Origin of the sequence: Bradyrhizobium sp. STM 3843 (genome assembly GCF_000239815.1) — a bacterium.
Lineage (GTDB): Bacteria > Pseudomonadota > Alphaproteobacteria > Rhizobiales > Xanthobacteraceae > Bradyrhizobium.
Window position 1 is genome coordinate 1 of sequence record NZ_CAFK01000069.1, and the last position, 18434, is coordinate 18434.

Consider the following 18434-nt stretch of genomic DNA (forward strand, 5'->3'; position numbering starts at 1 on the left):
CCCCCGCAAGGGGGGAGGGGAGTAGACTGCCGCCGGCGACGCGGAGGTGATCAGCGTCAAGGGAGTAGACCGCCGCCGCGGCGAAGGGATCGTGATACACGCCCCGCTTACCGCTCGACCTCGCGATTCCAGCGCTTGGTCCATTCCTCGCGCTTGTCGTTCACGACGGTCCAATCCGGCGCATAGACGTTGGCGGCGCGGGCGCCGATCGGGGCCATCGTGCCCATGCCTGGCGGCACCACGACCGATTTCACCACCGGGCCATAGCCGTACTCCTTCAGCATCACGAGCTGGATCTTCGGATCGAGCAGCTGCTTGATGAAGGCGGATGCCAGCGGCGAGACGTTGGGCTTGGCAATCGGACAGGCGGTGGTGAGCAGCATCACCGCGCCCTCCTTCGGATAGACGAAGTCGACCGGAAAACCGGTGTTGGCAAAGCTCTGCACCCGGCCCGAGCCCCACACCGCGATGACAGCCTGCCCCGACTGGAACAGCTCGGTCATCTTGCCCGGCGACGGCTCGTAGGCCAGCACGTTCGGATTGATGTCGGTCTTGAAGATCTTGAAGCCGGCCTCGACGTTAGACTCGCTGCCGCCATTCATCTTGGCCAGCATCAACAGCGCATAGAGGCCGTAGGTGTTGTTGATCGGCGGAATGACCAGCTGCTGCTTGTACTTCGGATCCTTCAGGTCGTTCCACGAGGTGGGCGGCGCCCAGCCGTTCTCGGCGAACACCTTGGTGTTGTACATCAGCCCGGTGGCGACCAGCCCGATGGCGACCGCGCGATCGTCCTTGAAATGCGCGACGTCGTAGAGCTCGGCACTCGGCAGTCCCGTGATCTTGTCGCAGAAGCCCAGCTGGATGGCCTGATACATCGGGCCGTCGTCGAGGATGGCGACATCGATCTGCTGGTTGCCCTTCTGCGCCTGCAGCTTGGCCAGCGTGTCGGTAGAGTTGCCGGCGACGTATTCCACCTTGACGCCATTGGCCTGCTCGAAAGCGGGGATGACCTCGTCGCGGATCGTCTTCTCGAATGAGCCGCCATAGCCGGCGACATAGAGCGTCGTCTGCTGGGCCAGGGCCTGAGTGCTCGTGGCCAGCACTGCAAGGCTGGCTGCAAGGCTGACCGCGGTCAGACGGCTGAGATGCTTCATGTCCACCGATCTCTCCAGTTGGCGTCGTTGCCGGTAATAAGAAACCGCAAAATGAGAGATTTCCCGTTGATTGCGTTCTGCCTTTGGTGGCACCGCACAAAAAACGGGCGATCTCTCGATCTGATCAAAAAGATCGCAACACGCTCTTCCGTCGTCCAATGAATAATGGCACCCTCCTCATGCCGAAATGTTATGGAGTGGCGCCTGAATGGCCCGGATCAATTCGCGGCAGGTCGAGGCCTTCCGGGCGATGATGCTGACCGGCAGCGTGACGGAAGCTGCGAAACTGATGGCGGTGACGCAGCCCGCGGTCAGCAGGCTGCTGCGCGACTTCCAGGCGCTGTTGAAGATGGAGCTGTTCGAGCGGCGCGGCAGCGGGCTGGTGCCGACCGCGGCCGCGACCACGCTCTACATGGAGGTCGAACGGTCCTTCGTCGGGCTCGAGCGCATCACTGCGGCCGCCGAAGAAATCCGCGGCCGGCGCACCGGCACGCTGCGCGTCGCCGCCCTGCCCGCATTGGCCAACGGCTATCTGCCGCGCCTTGCCGGCACCTTCCTGACGCAACGGCCGAACCTCAATCTCGCGTTCTTCGGCGTGATCTCACCGATCGTGATCGACTGGGTGCTGAACCACCAATGCGACATCGGCTTCGCCGAAGTGCCGATCGCGCATGCGGGCCTGCCCAGCATCCGCCTGCCCGCACTGCCGCGCGTCGCCGTGCTCCCCACCGGCCATCACCTGGCGGCGAAGACCACGCTGGAGCCGCGCGACTTCGAGGGCGAGACCTTCGTGTCGCTGTCGGCCGGCACCAGCAGCCGGCATGTGATCGACCAGGTGTTCCATCGCGTCGATGTGCGCCGCGTGCTGCGGGTCGAGACCACCTTGTCCGAGATCATGTGCGGGATGGTGTCGTCCGGGCTCGGCGTCGGCATCTGCGATCCGTTCACCGCGCGCGAGTTCGACGGCCGCGGCCTCGTGGCGCGGCGTTTCCTGCCCCAGATCGACTTCGAATTCGCCGCAGTGTTTCCGCCGCAGCGCAGCCCCTCCCCGGTCGCCTTGGACCTCGTCGAAGTCCTGCGTCAGGCGCTCGAGGCGTGGAAGCACCAGCTCGTCAGCGCGCCGCTTAGCTCAAAGCTTGATAGTGCAGATAGTCCGGGGTGAACAAGGCCGCATCCTTGAGCGCCTTCAGGTCGTGAACTGTCAGCGTCCGCTCGCGCAGCACGATCAGGCCGGCGGAGCGCAATTCCTGCAGCGTCCGGTTGACATGGACAACGGACAATCCCGTCGCGTCGGCGAGATCCGTCTGCGTGATCGGAAAGGCGCAGCTGTCGCCGTCCAACAGTCCGACCGGCCGCAGCCGCTCCACCACTTCGCACAACAGATGCGCCACCCGCTCATAGGCGTCGCGACGGCCGAGATTGAGCGTCCATTCGCGCTGGATCGCCGCATCCGACAGCGTCTCGCACCAGAAGGCTTCTGCAAGCACACGATCGGCGGCGATCAGCGCCTCGAAGCGTTCGCGCTCGATCTCCGCATAGACCACCGGCGTCAGCGCCGAGATCGAATGATCCATGTGTTTCAGCAGGTAGATCTGGGCATCGCAGGTCTCTCCAGGCAGGACCAGATTCACGATCTGGCGCCGCCCGTCTTCCAGCGATTTGTAGCGCGCGGCCCAGCCCGACAGGATCATCCGCAGCCGGTCGGCCGGATCGCCCTCGGTGACGAGCTCCTGTCCGGCGACCGCGGTGGTGATGCGGCCGCGAATGGCGTCGTCGAGCGCCGCCGCTGTCTGCGGCGAAATCTTGCGGAATACGCTCAGGCGGCGGATGACGACATCCGCCGTCCGGTCGCCCGTGCGCCCCATGCTCATGTTATTTGGCCAGAGCCGGGCTTTGGACGATGGCCCGGCTCAACGGCATCGCGATCGAGAAATGCACGCCGGACGGACTGAAGAGCAACGATGCCGTCCCCTTGAATTCGAACGCCAGAGTTCGCTCCAGAATCTCCGTTCCAAATCCTTTTCGTTTCGGCGACTTCACGGATGGTCCTCCCTTCTCGCGCCAGTCGAAAATCAGTTCCGGTGGATTGACGCTCTCGTCGATGCGCCAGCTGATCTCGACGCGTCCGACAGGTTGGCTGAGAGCGCCATACTTGACCGCATTGGTTGCCAGCTCATGAATCGCGAGCGACAATGTCTCGGCCGCTTTCGGCTGCAAGCGGATGGCCGGGCCGGAGATCCGCACCTGCTCACCCTCGCGGGCATTATAGGCCATGAGCTCGTCGGCGAGCAGATATTCCAGATCGACGCCCGCTTCGGGATCGCGCGTCACCGCGGCCTGGGTGCGCGCCAGCGCGCTCAGCCGGCCGTCGAGATGCGCGGCATATTCCTCGACCGTCGAGCTCGTCTGCGCGGAGCGGCGTGCGATCGAGCGCACCACGCCGAGCGTGTTGCGCACGCGATGCTGCAGCTCGGCAAGCAGGAGCCGCTGTCGCTCCTCGGCGCGGGTGATCGCGGTCACGTCGATGAAGGTGACGACGACGCCGGCGATGAAATTGTCGATGCTGCGATAGGGCAGCATGCGCACGATGTAGCGCGTGCCGCTGTCGGGCGCGGTCAGCTCGCGCTCGGCGCTGGCGAGCGTCCGCAGCACCCGCCGGATATCATCGTACAGCTCCTCGATCGGAATCCGCGCCTTGATATGGGCGATGGGACGGCCGACGTCGGTCTCCACCAGATGCAGCACCTGGGTGATTGCAGGCGTGAAGTTCATCACCCGCATGTCGTTGTCCAGGAACACGGTCGCGATCTGCGTGCTTTCCAGGAAATTCTTCAGGTCGCTGGTCGCGCGCGTCAGCTCCTGGACGCGATGGGCGAGCTCGCCATTGACGGTGGTGAGCTCTTCGTTGACAGACTGCAGCTCCTCGCGCGAAGTCTCAAGCTCCTCATTGGCGGATTGCAACTCTTCGTTCAGCGACTGGTATTCTTCGTTGGAGGATTTGAGCTCCTCATTGGTGCTCTCGAGCTCCTCGATCGTGGCCTGCAGCCGTTCGCGCGTGGCCCGCAGCTCGCTCTCCAGACGCTCGACATGCTCGCTGCGCACCAGTGCGTGATTGCCGCCGGACACTGCCGAGGTCGGACGCAACGGGCCATCCTTGAACAACACGATGAAATTGCGCTGGCCTTCCGGCCCATCCTCGATCGGCTCGACCGTGATGTCGACGCCCACGGTGTGACCGTTTACCCCGAGCAGGACCTGGTCGGCGTGAACAGCTTCGTTGGTCTCGCGCGCGCGGCTCAGGGCGGTCCGCAGCTCCAGGCGGAGGTCGCGATGCACCAGGCTGAGCAGGTCGAGCGTGGCCGTGCCCGCGGTCGGTTCGATGAAGCGCCCGGTCCGCCCGGAGAAATGCAGGATGTGGAAATTGCCGTCGGTGATGACGTAGGCCGGCGCATAGCGCTCGGCGATACGGTGCGCCCTGCGCTCCAGCCCGACATCGGGACCGAAGCTGCGGATCGGCGTCAGCTCGACCGACGTCCGCCCGGCGGACGTGGTGATCGGAAATTCCGGCGGCAGGCGGGTGCCGGTATCGAGCTTCTTGAAGATCCGGGCGCGGCGATCGACCGGCGAGAACAGCTTCGGATGCCGCGTCACGTTCTCGGAATTGCCGAGGAACAGGAAACGACTGGGCAGCAGCGCGAAATGAAACAGCGGAATCACGCGGTTCTGCAACTCGGCATTCAGATAGATCAGGAGATTGCGGCACGAGACCAGGTCGAGCTTGGAGAACGGCGCGTCCTTGATGACATTGTGCTGGGAGAAGATGCACATCTCGCGCAACTCCTTCACCACGCAATAGGTGTCGCCCTCGCGCACGAACCAGCGCGCCAGCCGCTCCGGCGAGATGTTGGCTTCGATGCCGGTCCGGTAGCGCCCGACCCGTGCTGCGGCCAGCGCGCGGCCGTCGATGTCGGTGGCGAAGATCTGCACGGACGGAGGCGAATCCAGCTTGGCGATGTGCTCGCGCAACAGGATCCCGATCGAATAGGCCTCCTCGCCAGTAGCACAGCCTAGCACCCAGACCCGGACCTGCTGGCCGGCTTGCTTGCCATCGAAAATCTGCGGAACGACCTGGCTCTCCAGCACTTCGAATTCGCGCTTGTCGCGGAAGAATTCGGTGACGCCGATCAGGAGGTCGTTGAAGAGATACTGGACCTCGTCCTTGTCGTTGCGCAGGAAATCGACATAGGCCGAGATCTCGTCGATCTGCACCACCTGCATCCTGCGCTGCACCCGGCGCAGGAAGGTGTTCTGCTTGTAGCCGTGGAAATCGTTGCCGGTCTTGTTGCGCAGGATGTCGGCGATGCGGCTGAGGGAGTTCGCCGCCGCCGCGAGCACCTCGTCAAAGCCCTGCCGCTCTTCCAGCCGGCGCAGATGCCGGGCATAGACCGTGATGTGATCGGGAATGTCCTCGGCGGGAAGCACGAAATCGGCGATGGCGGCAGGGGTGCTGCTGTCCCTCAGGTCATCGCCCTCATTCCCGGCGATGCGCTCGGCAATGGCGAGCCCACCATGATCCTTCAGCGTCGCGACGCCGAGCGTGCCCTCGCCGGCGGTTCCGGACAGGACGACGCCGATCGATTGCTCGGCGCGGTCCTCAGCCAGCGAGACCAAGAAACTGTCGATGGTGCCCCGCTCGCCCGGCGCCTGCTCGGCCGAGCGCACGGCAAAGCGGTCGCCCTGCACGGTGACGATCGTGTTGGCGGGACAGAGATAGACCGTCTGTCCGTCGACCGCCGCTCCATCCTCCAGGTCCTTCAGCGTGATGCTCTCGAGGGGCCGCAGCACACCGCGCAGCCATTTTTCGTCCAGCGCTTCCCGATGCTGCAGCACGAGCACGAGGGCAACGTCGTTGCCGAGCGCCAGCTTCGCGAGGAAACGCTCCAGGCTGCCGGTGTTGCTGGGCGAAGCGCCGACACCGATGATCAGCGGCCGTCGTCCCTTGGGCACGGCTTCCGCCGATTGAGATTCACCAACACTTGTCATGTCTTGCCGTATATCATTCGCGCCTCAGCCGGAGCGAGGCTCAAAATAGACCAAATCGCTGGGTGAGCGGAATAGCAGCGAAGGGACCCCTCGGCGGGAGCGGGGTCCAAGGACCCGAGAGCCGTCCGCCAGTCGTCGTCGCGGCCGGCGGTCCGCTTTGATCTGCCGCAAGCGCAGCGGACACCCTGCCGGATAAGCTCTTCACCGTCATGGCCGAGCCACTCTCTCTCCCCCTACTGCAAATGCAACTGGACCATTTGGTTCCGGGTCAGGGTCTGCATCTGGCCAGGGCTGACGTCGAGCGGATGTTCGGCTTCAACGACGTCGCGGTCGGCCGCATCAGGAATTTCGCAACGGGTCACAATTGTGCATTTGCGTGGTCCGAGACCGGCCTGCAGTTTCTAAAGCTGCCTCCCCGCGATTCCCACCCAGTCGATCTCGAGTCCCTGACGTGACTTCTGGCCCACGAAAGCCGGGCTATCGCGGATGGCTGCGGAGGCTTCGGGGCGTCATGATTTTCCAGGCGGTGCGAAGCATCGTCCGGAAACGCGCTGCCGCGCTCTCACCATAAGGAACTAGGATCCCTGTGCCCGGCGCTCCCTGAGATAGGCGATCCGTTGTTCAATCAGGGTACGGTGCCGCTCCCACTCCGTCAAAGTGTCCCGCAGCAATGCCACCAAGCGTTCGGCTTCCTGGAACGGCTTGCCGGCGACTTTCAAGTCCCGGAGCAGGCATTCCTGCCTGAGAAGCCGGGTCCAGCCCGCCGCAATGTCGGCGTCGCTCTTGCGCAGTTGATCTTCCTCGTCGCGAAGCTCGAGCGTCGTTTGCACGTTGGAGGGAGAAGGGCCGGCCTGCGCCATCCTGGTCACCCCTGTGTCGGCAACGGATCGAGCGACTGCAGCACGACCTGCCTGATCATGTCGGCATATCCACGATACTCCACCGCCCTCGTCTCATACATCTCTGCGATCGCCGTGCGGCCACTCTGACGCGCGTCCTCGGCCATACGGGATACGAGTTCAGCGCGTTCTCCGATGATCCGCAAAGCGACGCGCATGGCCTCGTCGACCCGGATCTCCTGCTCCTTGGCCAGCACGTCGGCGGTAAAGGCGTGCCCGACCTGGCAGCGGAACCGAAGTGTCTTGTCGACCGTCAGCCGCGACAGGACGCCCGCACAGCTCGGGCAGGTCAGCGCGGCGGGCGTACCGAGCCCGGTGAGGATTTGGCTGTCGATTCGCTCGCCCGCGGCAATTTCAACCTCGAGCCTGACGTCGGGCGGCACCGGCCCGGCCGTGCCGGCCTGGCCCTTGGCCAACTCGGCAAGGACGTCGCCGATGTCAGCCCCGGGAATACAAAAATCGACGGAACTCGCCTCCAGCGCCCGCCGGGGCATCTCGTCCGCTATTGCATCCGTCGGCTGCTGCACCACGGCCAAGCCGCCGCAACGCTTGATCGCGTTGAGCCCTGCCGCACCATCTGATAGAAAACCGCTCAGGAGCACGCCGATGACCCGAGGCCCGTAATGCAGCGCCGCGGAGCGGAACAGCGGATCGATGGCCGGGCGCACCATGTTCTCGCGCGGTCCACGACCAAGCACCATGTGCCCTTGAGCGATCAGCAGGTGATGATCCGGGGCTGCGAGATAGATGGTTCCGTGCTCGATGGAAAGCCCGTTCGCGGCCTGCTTGACCGGCAGCTTCCCCGCGGCGCTGGCAACCGTCGACAAGATGCCGATCCCCCGAGCGGGGATGTGCAACACCACGAAGACCGCTGCCGGCATGTCGACCGGCAAGCGCCCGAGAATATCCTTCAGCGGTGCCGTTGCCCCGGACGAACCGCCGATGACAATGATGTCACGATTGGGCACACTCTGATCCATTCGCTACGGAGCGGGAACGCAGGACATTTCACCCCGTTTGCCAACAAGGTTCGGACTCAGCAGACGTTCCTATTGCCGACCACACGGAGGGCTTCATGGGACAAAGCACACCTATTCGGCGGACCGGATCGGAACCACTCGCCGGGCGCAGCATCCTGATCGTCGAGGACGAGTATTTTCTCGCGGATGATCTCGCCGGCGAACTCAAACGCCGCGGTGCCGACGTGATTGGGCCGGTTTCGGAGGTGCTCGAAGCCCAGACCATCCTGTCTTCCGACCAGCCGATCGACGCCGCGCTGCTCGACATCAATCTCAGGAACGAGATGATTTATCCGCTTGCGCGCGCGCTGCGCGAACGCGATATCCGTTTCGCTTTTACGACCGGCTACGTGAGGACATCGATCCGCTCCGAGTTCGCGGACGTTCTGCTCTGGGAGAAGCCGCTCGACGTCCCCGCCGTTGCAGATGGTCTTGCCGAACTGTTGAAGGGGCGTTGAGCCCTGCCCTCCGAAACGGTCAGGCCCTGCCACGCTGGCGCAGCAAACGACGCCAGCGCGAAAGCCAACCGGCTGTCATCGCCGCAAGCCTCGCAGTGCGAGAGATGCCGCTCATCAGCATCCTCGCTCAAGCGCGCATCTTCAGCAAAAATTCACCACCGATTCACTTGACCGATTCACTTGGCTTAAGGCGGCCCGTGCCTGCTTGTGGATATCTGGCTGCAGCGGGCAGCAGGGGTCGTGACATGGATATCGTTGAGCGTTCTTTCGTGATCACCGCGATGACAGGATTCATCATCCTGATCGCTGGGGTGTCATTTCTGACCTATCTGTGACTCAATCGTCAGATGCGCGCTGCGCACACACATCGACGCGGCGCTCGAGGCACGCGCATCCCGTCTCATGCTCCGTGGAAAACGGCTCAAACCGGCCACGGCCGAGAAAGGTGTCGGGTGAGCTCACGCGGAGCAATTGGATCGATCGCGCCGCCACGGCGCGAGACCGTGCGATCGGGTCTACGATCTCATAGATCTCGCTGAAATATTGCTCTCTGAGATATTGGTCTCGGAGATATTGGTCGCGCGCGACCTTGTCGCCGTCCTGGTACACGGGCTGCTCCTCGCTCTGCAGGCGGGAGCACAACCGGTCTCTCAGCCACCGGCGCCCACGAACGGGTCATCGTGCCGATGATCGGCTCACGTTGCGCGCCTGGGCGCTCAACTGCAAGGAATATTTTACCACGTGCGTCAGGGAACAATCCGAGGCTCGTAACAACAAGACCTGAACACAAGACTTGTAGCGTCGGACCTGCAACATAGGCCTGCGATCAAGCCACCGCTTGGGGGCTCCATCTCGCGCCACGAAGGAGCGGCGCCTCTCTGGCTTGTCGTCAGAGACGTCCAGTTCACCGTCGCGGCGGGTACCGCGTCGGTCCGCGCAGGAATTCCTCGAGCTGAGCGATCGCCTCAGCTTCACGCGCACGTCTCAGCAGCCGCGCCTGATCCACGCCGGGCGGCAGCTGTTTCGCCTCGTCCCGTGCCTCGCGCGCCGACTGCAGCAGACGCTCACCGAGTGGGAGCGCCTGTTTAAAGCGGCGGCGCCGCTTCTTCCGTACTTCGACATCCATGCTGATAAAACCGATATACGCCGTCAAACTACACTGACTCTACAGTGCAGCTAACCGCCTGCACCAACATAGGTAAATGGGAATTAGGAGGGCTACCCCTTCTTTGTAACGGCAAATCACATCATCTACCGGACCAACATGTGTTGCACCTCGGACCAACCGCAGGAACGGCTGCTCTGTCCGCGCTTTAGTCTCGCAAATCGCGAAATGTGACAAACGACACGAATCGATGGAACTGCTCGTATCCGACGTGCTCGCGAGGCTCGCAAGCGCCAGACCGATCGATGTGCCTGCTGTGCTCGTAGTTGCGCATCCCGACGACGAGGTCCTGGCGATGGGCGGACGGCTGCGCACATTCCGGAATTTGACTGTCATCCAGCTGACCGACGGTGCGCCTGCGAGCGGCGCCGATGCACGCCGGCTCGGATTCGCCGTCAACTCAGCCTATGCAGCGGTGCGAGAGCAGGAAGCACACCGCGCATGCGCGACTCTTGGCCTGCGTTGCCGGCGCATCGCGCTCGGCGCCCCCGATCAGGACAGCATCTTCTTCGCGCGGCATCTCATTGACGTCATCTCCCGCGAACTGCGTCACGCGGCTCTCGTCTTCACTCACCCCTATGAAGGCGGCCATCCAGATCACGACACGGCGGCGCTCGTCGTGCAGCGCGCCTGCGCTGAGCTCCAAGCCGGGGTGCAGAAGGCGCCGGCGCGTTTCGAGTTTGCGTCCTATCACCTGAGAGATGGCGGAATGCACACGGGGGCGTTCTGCCCCGCGCCGCGGTCGCATGACGTCACGGTCAGGCTCGCACCGGACGCGCATGAGTTGAAGCACCATGCGCTCGCCGCCTATGCCTCGCAGGCGAAGGTGCTGTCATGGTTCGATCCTGGCATCGAGCGCTATCGGACAGCGCCCGATTATGATTTTACGAGAGCCCCGCCGCCGGGAGCCGCACTCTACGATCGCTTTGGATGGGACATGACGGCGGCGAAATGGCGGGCCCTCGCGCGGCCGCTGCTGTCAGGCTGCGAGGTGGTCGGGTGAGAAAGTTGACCATCCTGAGCGTGGCATTTCCTTTCGCCCTGGTCGGTCCGGACCCGGTCGGCGGTGCGGAGCAGATCCTGTCCTCGATCGATCATGCGCTGACACGCGCCGGGCACCGCTCGATCGTGATCGCGGCTGAGGGATCGCAGACCTCGGGCGATCTCATCGCCGTCCCCCGGCCTGCGCAACCGATCTCAACGCAGGATTGGCATCATGCGCACGACTTCCTGCGCATGATGATCAGGCGCATCGTCGACGACGCCGGTGCCGATCTCGTGCATCTGCATGGCGTGGATTTCCAGAACTATCTGCCGCCGCCCGGCGTCCCGGTGCTCGCGACGCTGCATCTTCCGCTGAGCTCATATTCGCCCAGCGTGCTGAACCCGGAGCGGCCTCGGACCTGGCTCAACACGGTGTCGCACCACCAGCATCAGGCGTTGGGCGCTCATTCGCGCGTCATCAGCATGATCGAGAACGGCATCGATGCGCCGCCGCTTCCGGCCGGGCCAAAAGGATCATTCGCGCTGGCGCTGGGACGCATCTGTCCCGAAAAAGGCTTCCACCTCGCGCTCGCGGCGGCCACGGCTGCTGATATCGCGCTCCTGCTCGCGGGGACGACGAGCGGCTTTCCCGAGCACCTCGCCTATTTCGAGCGCGAGATCACCCCCAGGCTTGATGCACAGCGGCGATGGATCGGTCCGGTCTCGGGCTTTCGAAAGTGGCAATTGCTGCAATCGGCGCGCTGCGTGCTGGTGCCGAGCCTGATCCCGGAGACCGCCTCGCTGGTGGCGCGCGAGGCGCTCGCGGCCGGCACGCCTGTCATAGCCTTCCCGAATGGCGCACTTGCCGAGACGATCGAGCACGGACGCACCGGCTTTCTGGTCGATGACGTCGCAGCGATGACCGAGGCGCTCGGCAGGGTCGACGCGCTCGATCCGGCCGAATGCAGGTGCATCGCGCAACAGCGCTATTCCGGCGCGCGCATGACCGACCGCTATCTCGAACTCTATCAACAACTCGTCGAGGCCGGATGATGCCGCCGCTCGGGATTCGCTGGACCATCGGAGACGTCAATCCCGCCGGCTTCGACGCGCTGCGGCTGTCGATCCATGGCGCGATGCGCCTGTTCGGCAGCGAGGCCGCGTACCGCATCTACGTCAACACCATTCCGGTCGACGAGGCGCGCCGACGGGTCGGAGCGATTGCCGACGCGGTGCAATGGCTGCCGGTCGACAGCGACATTCCACCGCTACTTCGCACCTATCTGGGCGATGGCATGGCCGAGGGCGTGGCGTGGAAATTACTGCCGCTACGCGCCTTTCCTGATCAGTTCGAGCTCTCGCTCGACAATGATGTGATCCTCTGGCGTATCCCGCCGGCGATGACGCAATGGCTGCGCTCAGGCGATGCCGCAGCCAGCCTGATCGCCGCCGATGTCGCGGCGGCGTTCGGGCAGTTCACCGATCTGTGCGCGCCCGTTGCGCGCAACTCCGGCATCCGCGGCCTCGGCCCCGCCACCGCGTTCGAACGCGGCCTCGAAAGGGTTCTCCGGATCAAGCCGGTGGCGCTGCGTTCCGAGCTGGACGAGCAAGGGCTGCAGATTGCCGTGCTCGATCACCTTGGCTCGCCCCTCCTGGTCGAGACCAGCGAGGTCACGATCTGCTCTCCGTTCTACCCGCACGATCCCGAGCTTGGCCGCTCAGGCGCGCATTTCGTCGGCCTGAATACACGCGTTCTGCCGTGGGACTATTATGGCAAGCCGGCGACTGAAGTCCGGCTTGCGCATTGGCACGCCGTGCGTCCGCAAGTCCATGAGCGGCTCGGCCTCGATCCGCCCCAGCAATGACGGCGGTGGACGGGCGTAACGCCTTGCGCAGGATCCACTGATCGGCCACACCCTCGCTTTGTTCGCCCGACGGCATGGCGTAGGAATAGGTTTCGACCTGCTCGTAAGCGATGCTGTAGCCCCGTTTCTGATAGAATTGCTGCGCAGTCAGATTGGATTTTTCCGCACCGATCTCACAAGCCGCAAAGCCGCGCTTGGCCAGTTCGGCCTCGCCGAACTCCAGGAGTCGCGATCCCAGTCCCATCCCCTGGTGGGAGGGCAGCACCCGCAGCGCCCAGAGGCGCGGCGGACCGGAGCCTGCAAATCTGACCCACAACTGGCCGACCGGATAGCCGTCAGCCTCTGCGATCAGGACCAGCCCCTCGCCGGCCGCCTGCGCCGCAAAGGCCTGTGCGATGATGGAGCGGTGCGCCGTGAACACGCCGTCCCATTCGAGCTTGCGGATGTCGGCCGCGATCCCGAGCCGAAAGCGGCGGGCCGTGCGGTCAGGCGACGCCGGCATGCGCTGCCTCCATCATCATCCGCGCTGCCTCCGCAACCTGCTTTGGCCTGATCCGGTAGTGTGGTCGCGGCACGCCACCCCAGCGCCGCTTGTAGTCCTCTTCGCCGCGGAGGAAATCGAACTCATGGGCGCCATCGTGGACCGCACGCAAGATCAGCTGCTGCAGCATCAGGCTGCCGAGCCCGAGCGTGGCAAGCTCCGGGGCGAACCCGCCGATATAGTGATAGGCCCGTCCTCGGACCTGGAAGTCGAAACTCGCACCCACCACGCGACCGCCGAGTGACAGCGTCAACAGGCGTAACCAGCCGTGCCGCGCAAAGCGCGCGGCAATCTCGCGATAGAATGCCTCACGCTCGGGGCCATGGAGCACGCCGGATTCGTCTCGCGCACGCCATCGCGCATGATGAAGCGCGAACAGCGCATCCATCGCACGCGCTATCAGCTCCTCCGACGACGCAAAATCCATGCTGAGAACTCCAATTTCTTCCGCGCGCCTGCGGCAGCGGCGGAGATCGGCCGCCATGCGCGGCGAAAGCAGGCTCCCCTCTACCCCTCCGCGCAGATCGACGACGACAGTCGGCGTATCGCGCGAGATCGATGCATCCGGTTGGTCGTCGAAGATCGAAAGCAACACGGAGTCCGGCGGCAGGTCGCGAAGATCATAGCCAGTCCAGCAGGCCCGGCTGGCCTTGAGCGCCTCCGCCAACGCCGCCTTGGCGCCGCTTCGCCGGGGATCGAGCAGCACGTCACAGCAATCGCTGACGCCGTTGCCCAGCAACGTCAGCTGCCGCTCGCCTGAGGCCGCATCGGTGGTGATGTAGAACGGCGCCAGCGCGGCCAGCTCCGCCCCATGGCGCACCGCAAGCACGAACAGCTCGCCGCCGCCAAGCCGGCGCCACCACGACAACAGCCAATCGGGATGCTGAAATGGCCCGGCCGTGACCGCGCGCTGCCACAAGCCGATCCAATCCGGCCGCAGCCGTTCCAGCGCGGCAGCTGTTGTGATCACCTCAACCCGCATGGTCGGCAACGACTTCGCATATCTCCCGCGCGGCTGATGACGTTCTTGCGCGGATATCTGCCAGGAAATTGGTCACCGGCTTCTTCGCCGGCATCAATGCGAATGAGCGTGGCTCGCCGGCGGCTTGCATAGGGTCCATACGAATTCAATGGACTAGCCGGAGGCTGGTTCCTATAGGTCATCCCCGACGGCAACCGCGATCCATCCACCTCTGACATTTGCGCCCACTACAGGCGTGGTCCCCTAGCCGGAACTCCGCTGTCATCTTCGTGTTTCCCTCAAGATGGGCAAATCCGCACACGCGCTGAGCTCGGGACAGGCTGCCAAAGCCGGCACGCGCGCGCCATCAGCGCAAGGGCGTCAGGCGCTATCATCTGCGGCACCGCTCGGGCTGCTCGCCCTTCATCTGCTGACGACCTGGCGCAAGGCTGGCCCGCACGGGCTGGTCTTTCTCGCCAAAGATGAAGCCCGCGCCGAACGCCTTGGCGCGATCCTGCACGCATTGGACCCGGCCTGCAACGTGCTGGTGCTGCCGCGCTTCGACACGCTTCCCTTCGACGAGGTCGAACCGTCGCGCGAGATCGCGGGTCGCCGCACCAGCGTCTTGCGTCGGCTGGCTGCGCGCGCGAGCCCGCCTCTACTCATCGCCACCGTGGATGCCATGCTGCCGCGTGTACCGCGGCCGCAAGCGTGGTCGCACGCCGGCCTCGGCTTGAGGATCGGGCAATCGATCGCGGTGGATGAGCTCCGACGCCGTCTCGCGGACGCAGGCTATGAGCTCGATGAGCCCGCCGACTACCCCGGCGGCGTGCTGTGCCATGGCCAGACCATCGAGCTGTTTCCGGCCGGCGCGCTGGGTCCGGTGCGGATCGAACATGGCGACGGGGTGATCCGCGGTATCCATGGCTTCGATCCGGTGAATCAGACCGACCTGGTCAGCCTCGAGGCGCTGGTGCTCGATCCGATGTCGGAGCGCAGCCTGGTCGGCGAAGAGGCTACGGCCGTCTGCGTGTTTTCCTACCTCGATCAGGTGAAGATCATTGCGGATGCAGAGGTATCGGCGCGCGCCGACGCGCAGCTTGCCGTGATCGAGGATAGCAGCGACGCGCGGAGCCGCGAGGCCGCCTTCATTAGCCGCGGCGAATGGCAGCAGGCGATGCGTCACGCCGCGGTGCTGCCGGCCTCGTCCGAGATCGCTACGATCCCGAATTTCTCCCGCGAGCCGTCGGCCCGGACATCGCTGCGCCGTTTCATCGCCGAGGCCAGACGGCGCGGCGCACGCCTCATGTTCACTGCATGCACGGACCGCGACCTCCAGCACATGGAGCGTCTCGCCGGACTGAAGACATCGCCCGCGGCGGATTGGCACGGCGCCTCGCGCCCGCCGCCGGGCAAGGTCACCTCTCTGCTGATCGACCTCGATGCCGGGTTCAGAACCGGAGCCGCGCGCCCGCTGCTCGTCATTACAGCAGCTGACATCCTCGGCAGCAGGGCGCACCATCTGCAGCCGATGGCGCGGCAACATGCCGACCTCAACGAAGCGACCACACGGCCGACGCTCGGCAGCGCCGTCATTCATCTGCAGCGCGGCCTGGCCGTGCTGCAAGGGCTCGAGCAGGTGGCGGCCGCCGATCTCTCCGCGCGCGAGATGGTGCGGCTTGTCTTCGCAGACGACGAAGCGGTGCTGGTGCCGACCGCCGAGCTGGCGCTGATCTGGCCTTATGCGCACGACCCGAGCGGGGTCACACTGGATGATGCCGACGGTCAGTCATGGGCGGCGCGCTGCCTGACGGCCGAGCGCGAGGTCGATCGCACCGCGCAAATCCTGTCCGAGGCAATCCTGGCGCGGAAGCAGGCCAAGGCGCCGCGGCTGGTGCCGCCAACCGCGGAGTACGAGCGCTTCGTCGCGCGCTTTCCGCATTACGCCACGCCGGACCAGACAGCGGCGATCGAGGACGTCTTGAACGACCTCGCCTCCGGCCATCCGATGGACCGCATCGTCTGCGGCGATGTCGGCTTCGGCAAAACCGAGGTGGCGTTGCGCGCCGCGGCGGCGGCCGTGTTCGCGGGCATGCAGGTCGCGCTGGTCGTTCCGACCACGGTGCTCGCGCGCCAGCACGTCGAGACATTCCAAAAGCGCTTTGCGCCTTTCAGCATCACGATCGGTCATCTGTCGCGGCTCACATCCGCAACTGAGGCGCGCGTCGTCAAACAACAGCTTCGCGACGGTTCGCTCAAGATCGTGATCGGCACCCATGCGCTGGCCGGAAAGGACATTGCGTTTTCGGATCTCGGCCTCGTCATCATCGATGAGGAGCAGCACTTTGGTGCGGCCGACAAGGACAAGCTGTCGGCGCTGCGTGCCGGCGTGCACACGCTGACCATGAGCGCCACGCCGATCCCGCGCACCATGGCAAGCGCGATGGCCGGCCTGCGCGATGTCAGCGTCATCGCCACCCCTCCGGTGCAGCGGGTCCCGGTCATCACCAAGGTTTCGCCCCTGCTCGATTCCACGCTGGCGATGGCGCTGCGGCGCGAACACAGGCGACATGGCCAGAGCTTCGTGATCTGCCCACGCATCAAGGATCTCGGCCCCATGGCGGAGCGGCTGCACCACACCGCGTCTGAACTGCGCGTGGTCGTCATTCATGGACGGATGCCGGCACGGGACATCGATGCGCGCATGATGCAGTTCGTCGGAGGTGAGGCCGATGTCCTTCTCGCCACCGATATCGTCGAGAACGGGCTCGACATTCCCCGCGCCAACACGATTCTGATCTGCGCGCCCGAACGCTTCGGCCTTGCACAGCTGCATCAGCTGCGCGGGCGGGTTGGGCGCGGCGGCACGCGCGCCTACGCGTATCTGCTCACCGATGAACCCGGCGAGGACGCCGAGAAACGGATTGCAGCGCTGCAGGAGCTGAGCCGACCGGGCGCCGGATTTCAGATCGGCGCGCGCGATCTCGACCTGCGCGGCGCCGGCAATCTCCTGTCCGACCAACAGGCCGGCCGGTTCCATGTGTTCGGCCCCGCGCTCTACCACGACCTGCTGGCGCGGGCGCTGCAGGGACGGCCGCGACACGCCCGCGACATGTGGGTTCCGGAGCTGCACATCGACACGCCCGCGCTTCTCCCCGCAAGTTACGTGCAGGACGAAGCGACGCGGCTCGACATCTATGCGCGGCTGGCGAGGATCGAGAGCCCGGCCGAGCTCGGCGACATCGAAGACGAAATCGAGATTCGCTTTGGGCTCCTTCCGCCGGACGTGAAGAACCTCATTGCCCTGGCCGCGCTCCGGCTCGATTGCCGCGCACTCGGTATCACCAGGATCGATGTCGGGCCGACCGGCATCGCCGCGCAGCTGAGGCCGGATTCACGCGTGGCACGTCAGTCCGCGCCGATCCGCCGCTCCGGCGACAGGCTCATCTCCAAACACACGGTCAAGAACAGCCAGATGCTGCAAGCCGTGGTGCTATTCATCAAGGCGCTCAAGAAAGCCCAATCGAACGCGCCGATGCGCCGGGCCGCCCCGCGCGCGCTGAAGACGAGCCGCCACGCTGCGGCGATCGGATCATCCTGAGTTGCGTCGCACCAGCCTGATCCCATCTTCCTGGCGAAAGGCGTGCTCCGCCTCGCCCATGTCGAGCAGGCCGGCACGCCAGAGGCACCGCACAGCCAATCCGATCGCTGCGCCTGGAACGCTTCGTAGATCCCGGCATGATCGACGCCGAGGCTGACGCCTCCAGCGAAGACCAATACATTCTGTCTGTCCGGCAATGCTCACCCGATCTGCTGATGTCTCTGCCAGAGTCTGTGGCTGACGCGCCCGCGGCAACCCGCAAGACGATCGCCGGCTTCGCTGCGATGCGCGCACAAGAACCTTTGCCCACAAGCGTCGTTGGAGCAGCAAATTCGCTGAGCCGATGGAGATCATCATGGCCGATGCCCGCCAGGAACTCGCAGACTTCGTCATTCGCAAGGCGTTCGATCCGGTATTGCACGCCAGGCCTGATGGACGATCGGAGGCCGATCAGCGCAAGCTGGAGCACGTCCAGCGCGCGACGCGCTCGGAGATCGAACGTTACCGCAACTACGGTTCGGCACAGGAGGTCGCCACCAATTTCACCCGGGATCTCTCCTCCGAGCCGGCGAAGAAGGTCCATGCCGAGCTGCGGCATCTGCACCTGCCCACGATCGAAGACATCGAGGACGAGTTCAAACAAAAAGCCCAGGATCTCGGCGTGAGATCGTCATCATGACGGAACTGGATGCGACGCTATCGCCGCGATTTCGGTGCCCCCTCTCCCCTTGTGGGAGAGGGTGG

At 64.7% G+C, this 18434-nt stretch carries 16 protein-coding genes; 8 read left to right on the forward strand and 8 right to left on the reverse strand.

What is annotated here, in order from left to right; translation table 11 throughout:
* Window positions 1–107 precede the first annotated feature (107 nt).
* The gene (locus tag BRAS3843_RS09590; RefSeq protein ID WP_035981250.1) at window positions 108–1154 is read right to left on the reverse strand and encodes an ABC transporter substrate-binding protein; all 1047 of its coding nucleotides are present in this window, start codon (window positions 1152–1154) and stop codon (window positions 108–110) included.
* A gap of 208 nt (window positions 1155–1362) precedes the next feature.
* On the opposite strand from BRAS3843_RS09590, the gene BRAS3843_RS09595 reads away from it, so the two are divergent.
* Window positions 1363–2316 carry a LysR substrate-binding domain-containing protein gene (locus BRAS3843_RS09595; RefSeq protein ID WP_008968643.1) on the forward strand — a complete coding sequence of 318 codons (954 nt, stop codon included), beginning with the start codon at window positions 1363–1365 and terminating at the stop codon, window positions 2314–2316.
* Here the strand turns inward: BRAS3843_RS09595 and BRAS3843_RS09600 are convergent.
* The 4 genes from BRAS3843_RS09600 to BRAS3843_RS09620 form a co-directional block, all read right to left on the reverse strand.
* A complete protein-coding gene (locus BRAS3843_RS09600) occupies window positions 2279–3025 on the reverse strand; it encodes a Crp/Fnr family transcriptional regulator (protein WP_050886402.1) in 747 nt (248 codons plus the stop codon). The two genes, BRAS3843_RS09595 and BRAS3843_RS09600, sit on opposite strands and share 38 nt — an antisense overlap.
* Before the next feature lies 1 nt (window position 3026).
* On the reverse strand, window positions 3027–6197 hold the full coding sequence (locus tag BRAS3843_RS09605) for a CheR family methyltransferase (protein WP_035981251.1): 3171 nt from the start codon (window positions 6195–6197) through the stop codon (window positions 3027–3029).
* Window positions 6198–6772: 575 nt separating this feature from the next.
* The gene (locus tag BRAS3843_RS09615) at window positions 6773–7057 is read right to left on the reverse strand and encodes a hypothetical protein (RefSeq protein WP_008968648.1); all 285 of its coding nucleotides are present in this window, start codon (window positions 7055–7057) and stop codon (window positions 6773–6775) included.
* A 5-nt stretch (window positions 7058–7062) separates the two neighbouring features.
* A complete protein-coding gene (locus BRAS3843_RS09620; RefSeq protein WP_035981258.1) occupies window positions 7063–8064 on the reverse strand; it encodes a chemotaxis protein CheB in 1002 nt (333 codons plus the stop codon).
* Window positions 8065–8171: 107 nt separating this feature from the next.
* Here BRAS3843_RS09620 and BRAS3843_RS09625 point away from each other — a divergent pair, with 107 nt between their 5' ends.
* Window positions 8172–8573 (forward strand): response regulator, encoded by a 402-nt coding sequence (locus BRAS3843_RS09625; protein WP_008968650.1) that lies wholly within the window; start codon window positions 8172–8174, stop codon window positions 8571–8573.
* Window positions 8570–8908, forward strand: coding sequence for a hypothetical protein (locus BRAS3843_RS40655; protein ID WP_139024799.1), 339 nt, complete (start codon window positions 8570–8572; stop codon window positions 8906–8908). The genes BRAS3843_RS09625 and BRAS3843_RS40655 overlap by 4 nt, the downstream gene beginning before the upstream one ends.
* Before the next feature lies 1 nt (window position 8909).
* On the opposite strand, the gene BRAS3843_RS09630 is transcribed toward BRAS3843_RS40655, so the two are convergent.
* Both BRAS3843_RS09630 and BRAS3843_RS09635 read right to left on the reverse strand, forming a co-directional pair.
* Window positions 8910–9182, reverse strand: a complete 273-nt coding sequence (locus BRAS3843_RS09630; RefSeq protein WP_008968651.1) for a hypothetical protein — start codon at window positions 9180–9182, stop codon at window positions 8910–8912.
* A 295-nt stretch (window positions 9183–9477) separates the two neighbouring features.
* Window positions 9478–9699 carry a hypothetical protein gene (locus BRAS3843_RS09635; RefSeq protein ID WP_008968652.1) on the reverse strand — a complete coding sequence of 74 codons (222 nt, stop codon included), beginning with the start codon at window positions 9697–9699 and terminating at the stop codon, window positions 9478–9480.
* Between the two features lie 229 nt (window positions 9700–9928).
* On the opposite strand from BRAS3843_RS09635, the gene BRAS3843_RS09640 reads away from it, so the two are divergent.
* Genes BRAS3843_RS09640 through BRAS3843_RS09650 form a run of 3 tightly spaced genes read left to right on the forward strand, consistent with a single transcriptional unit; the run spans window position 9929 to window position 12587 of the window.
* Window positions 9929–10741 (forward strand): PIG-L family deacetylase, encoded by an 813-nt coding sequence (locus BRAS3843_RS09640; protein WP_008968653.1) that lies wholly within the window; start codon window positions 9929–9931, stop codon window positions 10739–10741.
* A complete protein-coding gene (locus tag BRAS3843_RS09645; RefSeq protein ID WP_008968654.1) occupies window positions 10738–11775 on the forward strand; it encodes a glycosyltransferase in 1038 nt (345 codons plus the stop codon). Before BRAS3843_RS09640 ends, BRAS3843_RS09645 begins: the two co-directional genes overlap by 4 nt.
* Window positions 11772–12587 (forward strand): hypothetical protein, encoded by an 816-nt coding sequence (locus tag BRAS3843_RS09650; RefSeq protein ID WP_008968655.1) that lies wholly within the window; start codon window positions 11772–11774, stop codon window positions 12585–12587. The genes BRAS3843_RS09645 and BRAS3843_RS09650 overlap by 4 nt, the downstream gene beginning before the upstream one ends.
* A 485-nt stretch (window positions 12588–13072) precedes the next feature.
* On the opposite strand, the gene BRAS3843_RS09655 is transcribed toward BRAS3843_RS09650, so the two are convergent.
* On the reverse strand, window positions 13073–14098 hold the full coding sequence (locus BRAS3843_RS09655) for a GNAT family N-acetyltransferase (RefSeq protein ID WP_139024801.1): 1026 nt from the start codon (window positions 14096–14098) through the stop codon (window positions 13073–13075).
* Window positions 14099–14393: 295 nt separating this feature from the next.
* Between BRAS3843_RS09655 and BRAS3843_RS09660 the strand changes: the two genes are divergently transcribed.
* The gene (locus tag BRAS3843_RS09660; RefSeq protein ID WP_008968658.1) at window positions 14394–17690 is read left to right on the forward strand and encodes a TRCF domain-containing protein; all 3297 of its coding nucleotides are present in this window, start codon (window positions 14394–14396) and stop codon (window positions 17688–17690) included.
* A gap of 355 nt (window positions 17691–18045) precedes the next feature.
* Window positions 18046–18369 (forward strand): hypothetical protein, encoded by a 324-nt coding sequence (locus BRAS3843_RS09665; RefSeq protein ID WP_008968659.1) that lies wholly within the window; start codon window positions 18046–18048, stop codon window positions 18367–18369.
* Window positions 18370–18434: the final 65 nt, after the last annotated feature.

Coding starts and splice junctions, on each gene's coding strand:
- BRAS3843_RS09590 (WP_035981250.1), bottom strand. CDS start 1,154: ATGAAGCATCTCAGCCGTCTGACCGCGGTCAGCCTTGCAGCCAGCCTT.
- BRAS3843_RS09595 (WP_008968643.1), top strand. CDS start 1,363: ATGGCCCGGATCAATTCGCGGCAGGTCGAGGCCTTCCGGGCGATGATG.
- BRAS3843_RS09600 (WP_050886402.1), bottom strand. CDS start 3,025: ATGAGCATGGGGCGCACGGGCGACCGGACGGCGGATGTCGTCATCCGC.
- BRAS3843_RS09605 (WP_035981251.1), bottom strand. CDS start 6,197: ATGACAAGTGTTGGTGAATCTCAATCGGCGGAAGCCGTGCCCAAGGGA.
- BRAS3843_RS09615 (WP_008968648.1), bottom strand. CDS start 7,057: ATGGCGCAGGCCGGCCCTTCTCCCTCCAACGTGCAAACGACGCTCGAG.
- BRAS3843_RS09625 (WP_008968650.1), top strand. CDS start 8,172: ATGGGACAAAGCACACCTATTCGGCGGACCGGATCGGAACCACTCGCC.
- BRAS3843_RS09635 (WP_008968652.1), bottom strand. CDS start 9,699: ATGGATGTCGAAGTACGGAAGAAGCGGCGCCGCCGCTTTAAACAGGCG.
- BRAS3843_RS09640 (WP_008968653.1), top strand. CDS start 9,929: ATGGAACTGCTCGTATCCGACGTGCTCGCGAGGCTCGCAAGCGCCAGA.
- BRAS3843_RS09650 (WP_008968655.1), top strand. CDS start 11,772: ATGATGCCGCCGCTCGGGATTCGCTGGACCATCGGAGACGTCAATCCC.
- BRAS3843_RS09660 (WP_008968658.1), top strand. CDS start 14,394: ATGGGCAAATCCGCACACGCGCTGAGCTCGGGACAGGCTGCCAAAGCC.
- BRAS3843_RS09665 (WP_008968659.1), top strand. CDS start 18,046: ATGGCCGATGCCCGCCAGGAACTCGCAGACTTCGTCATTCGCAAGGCG.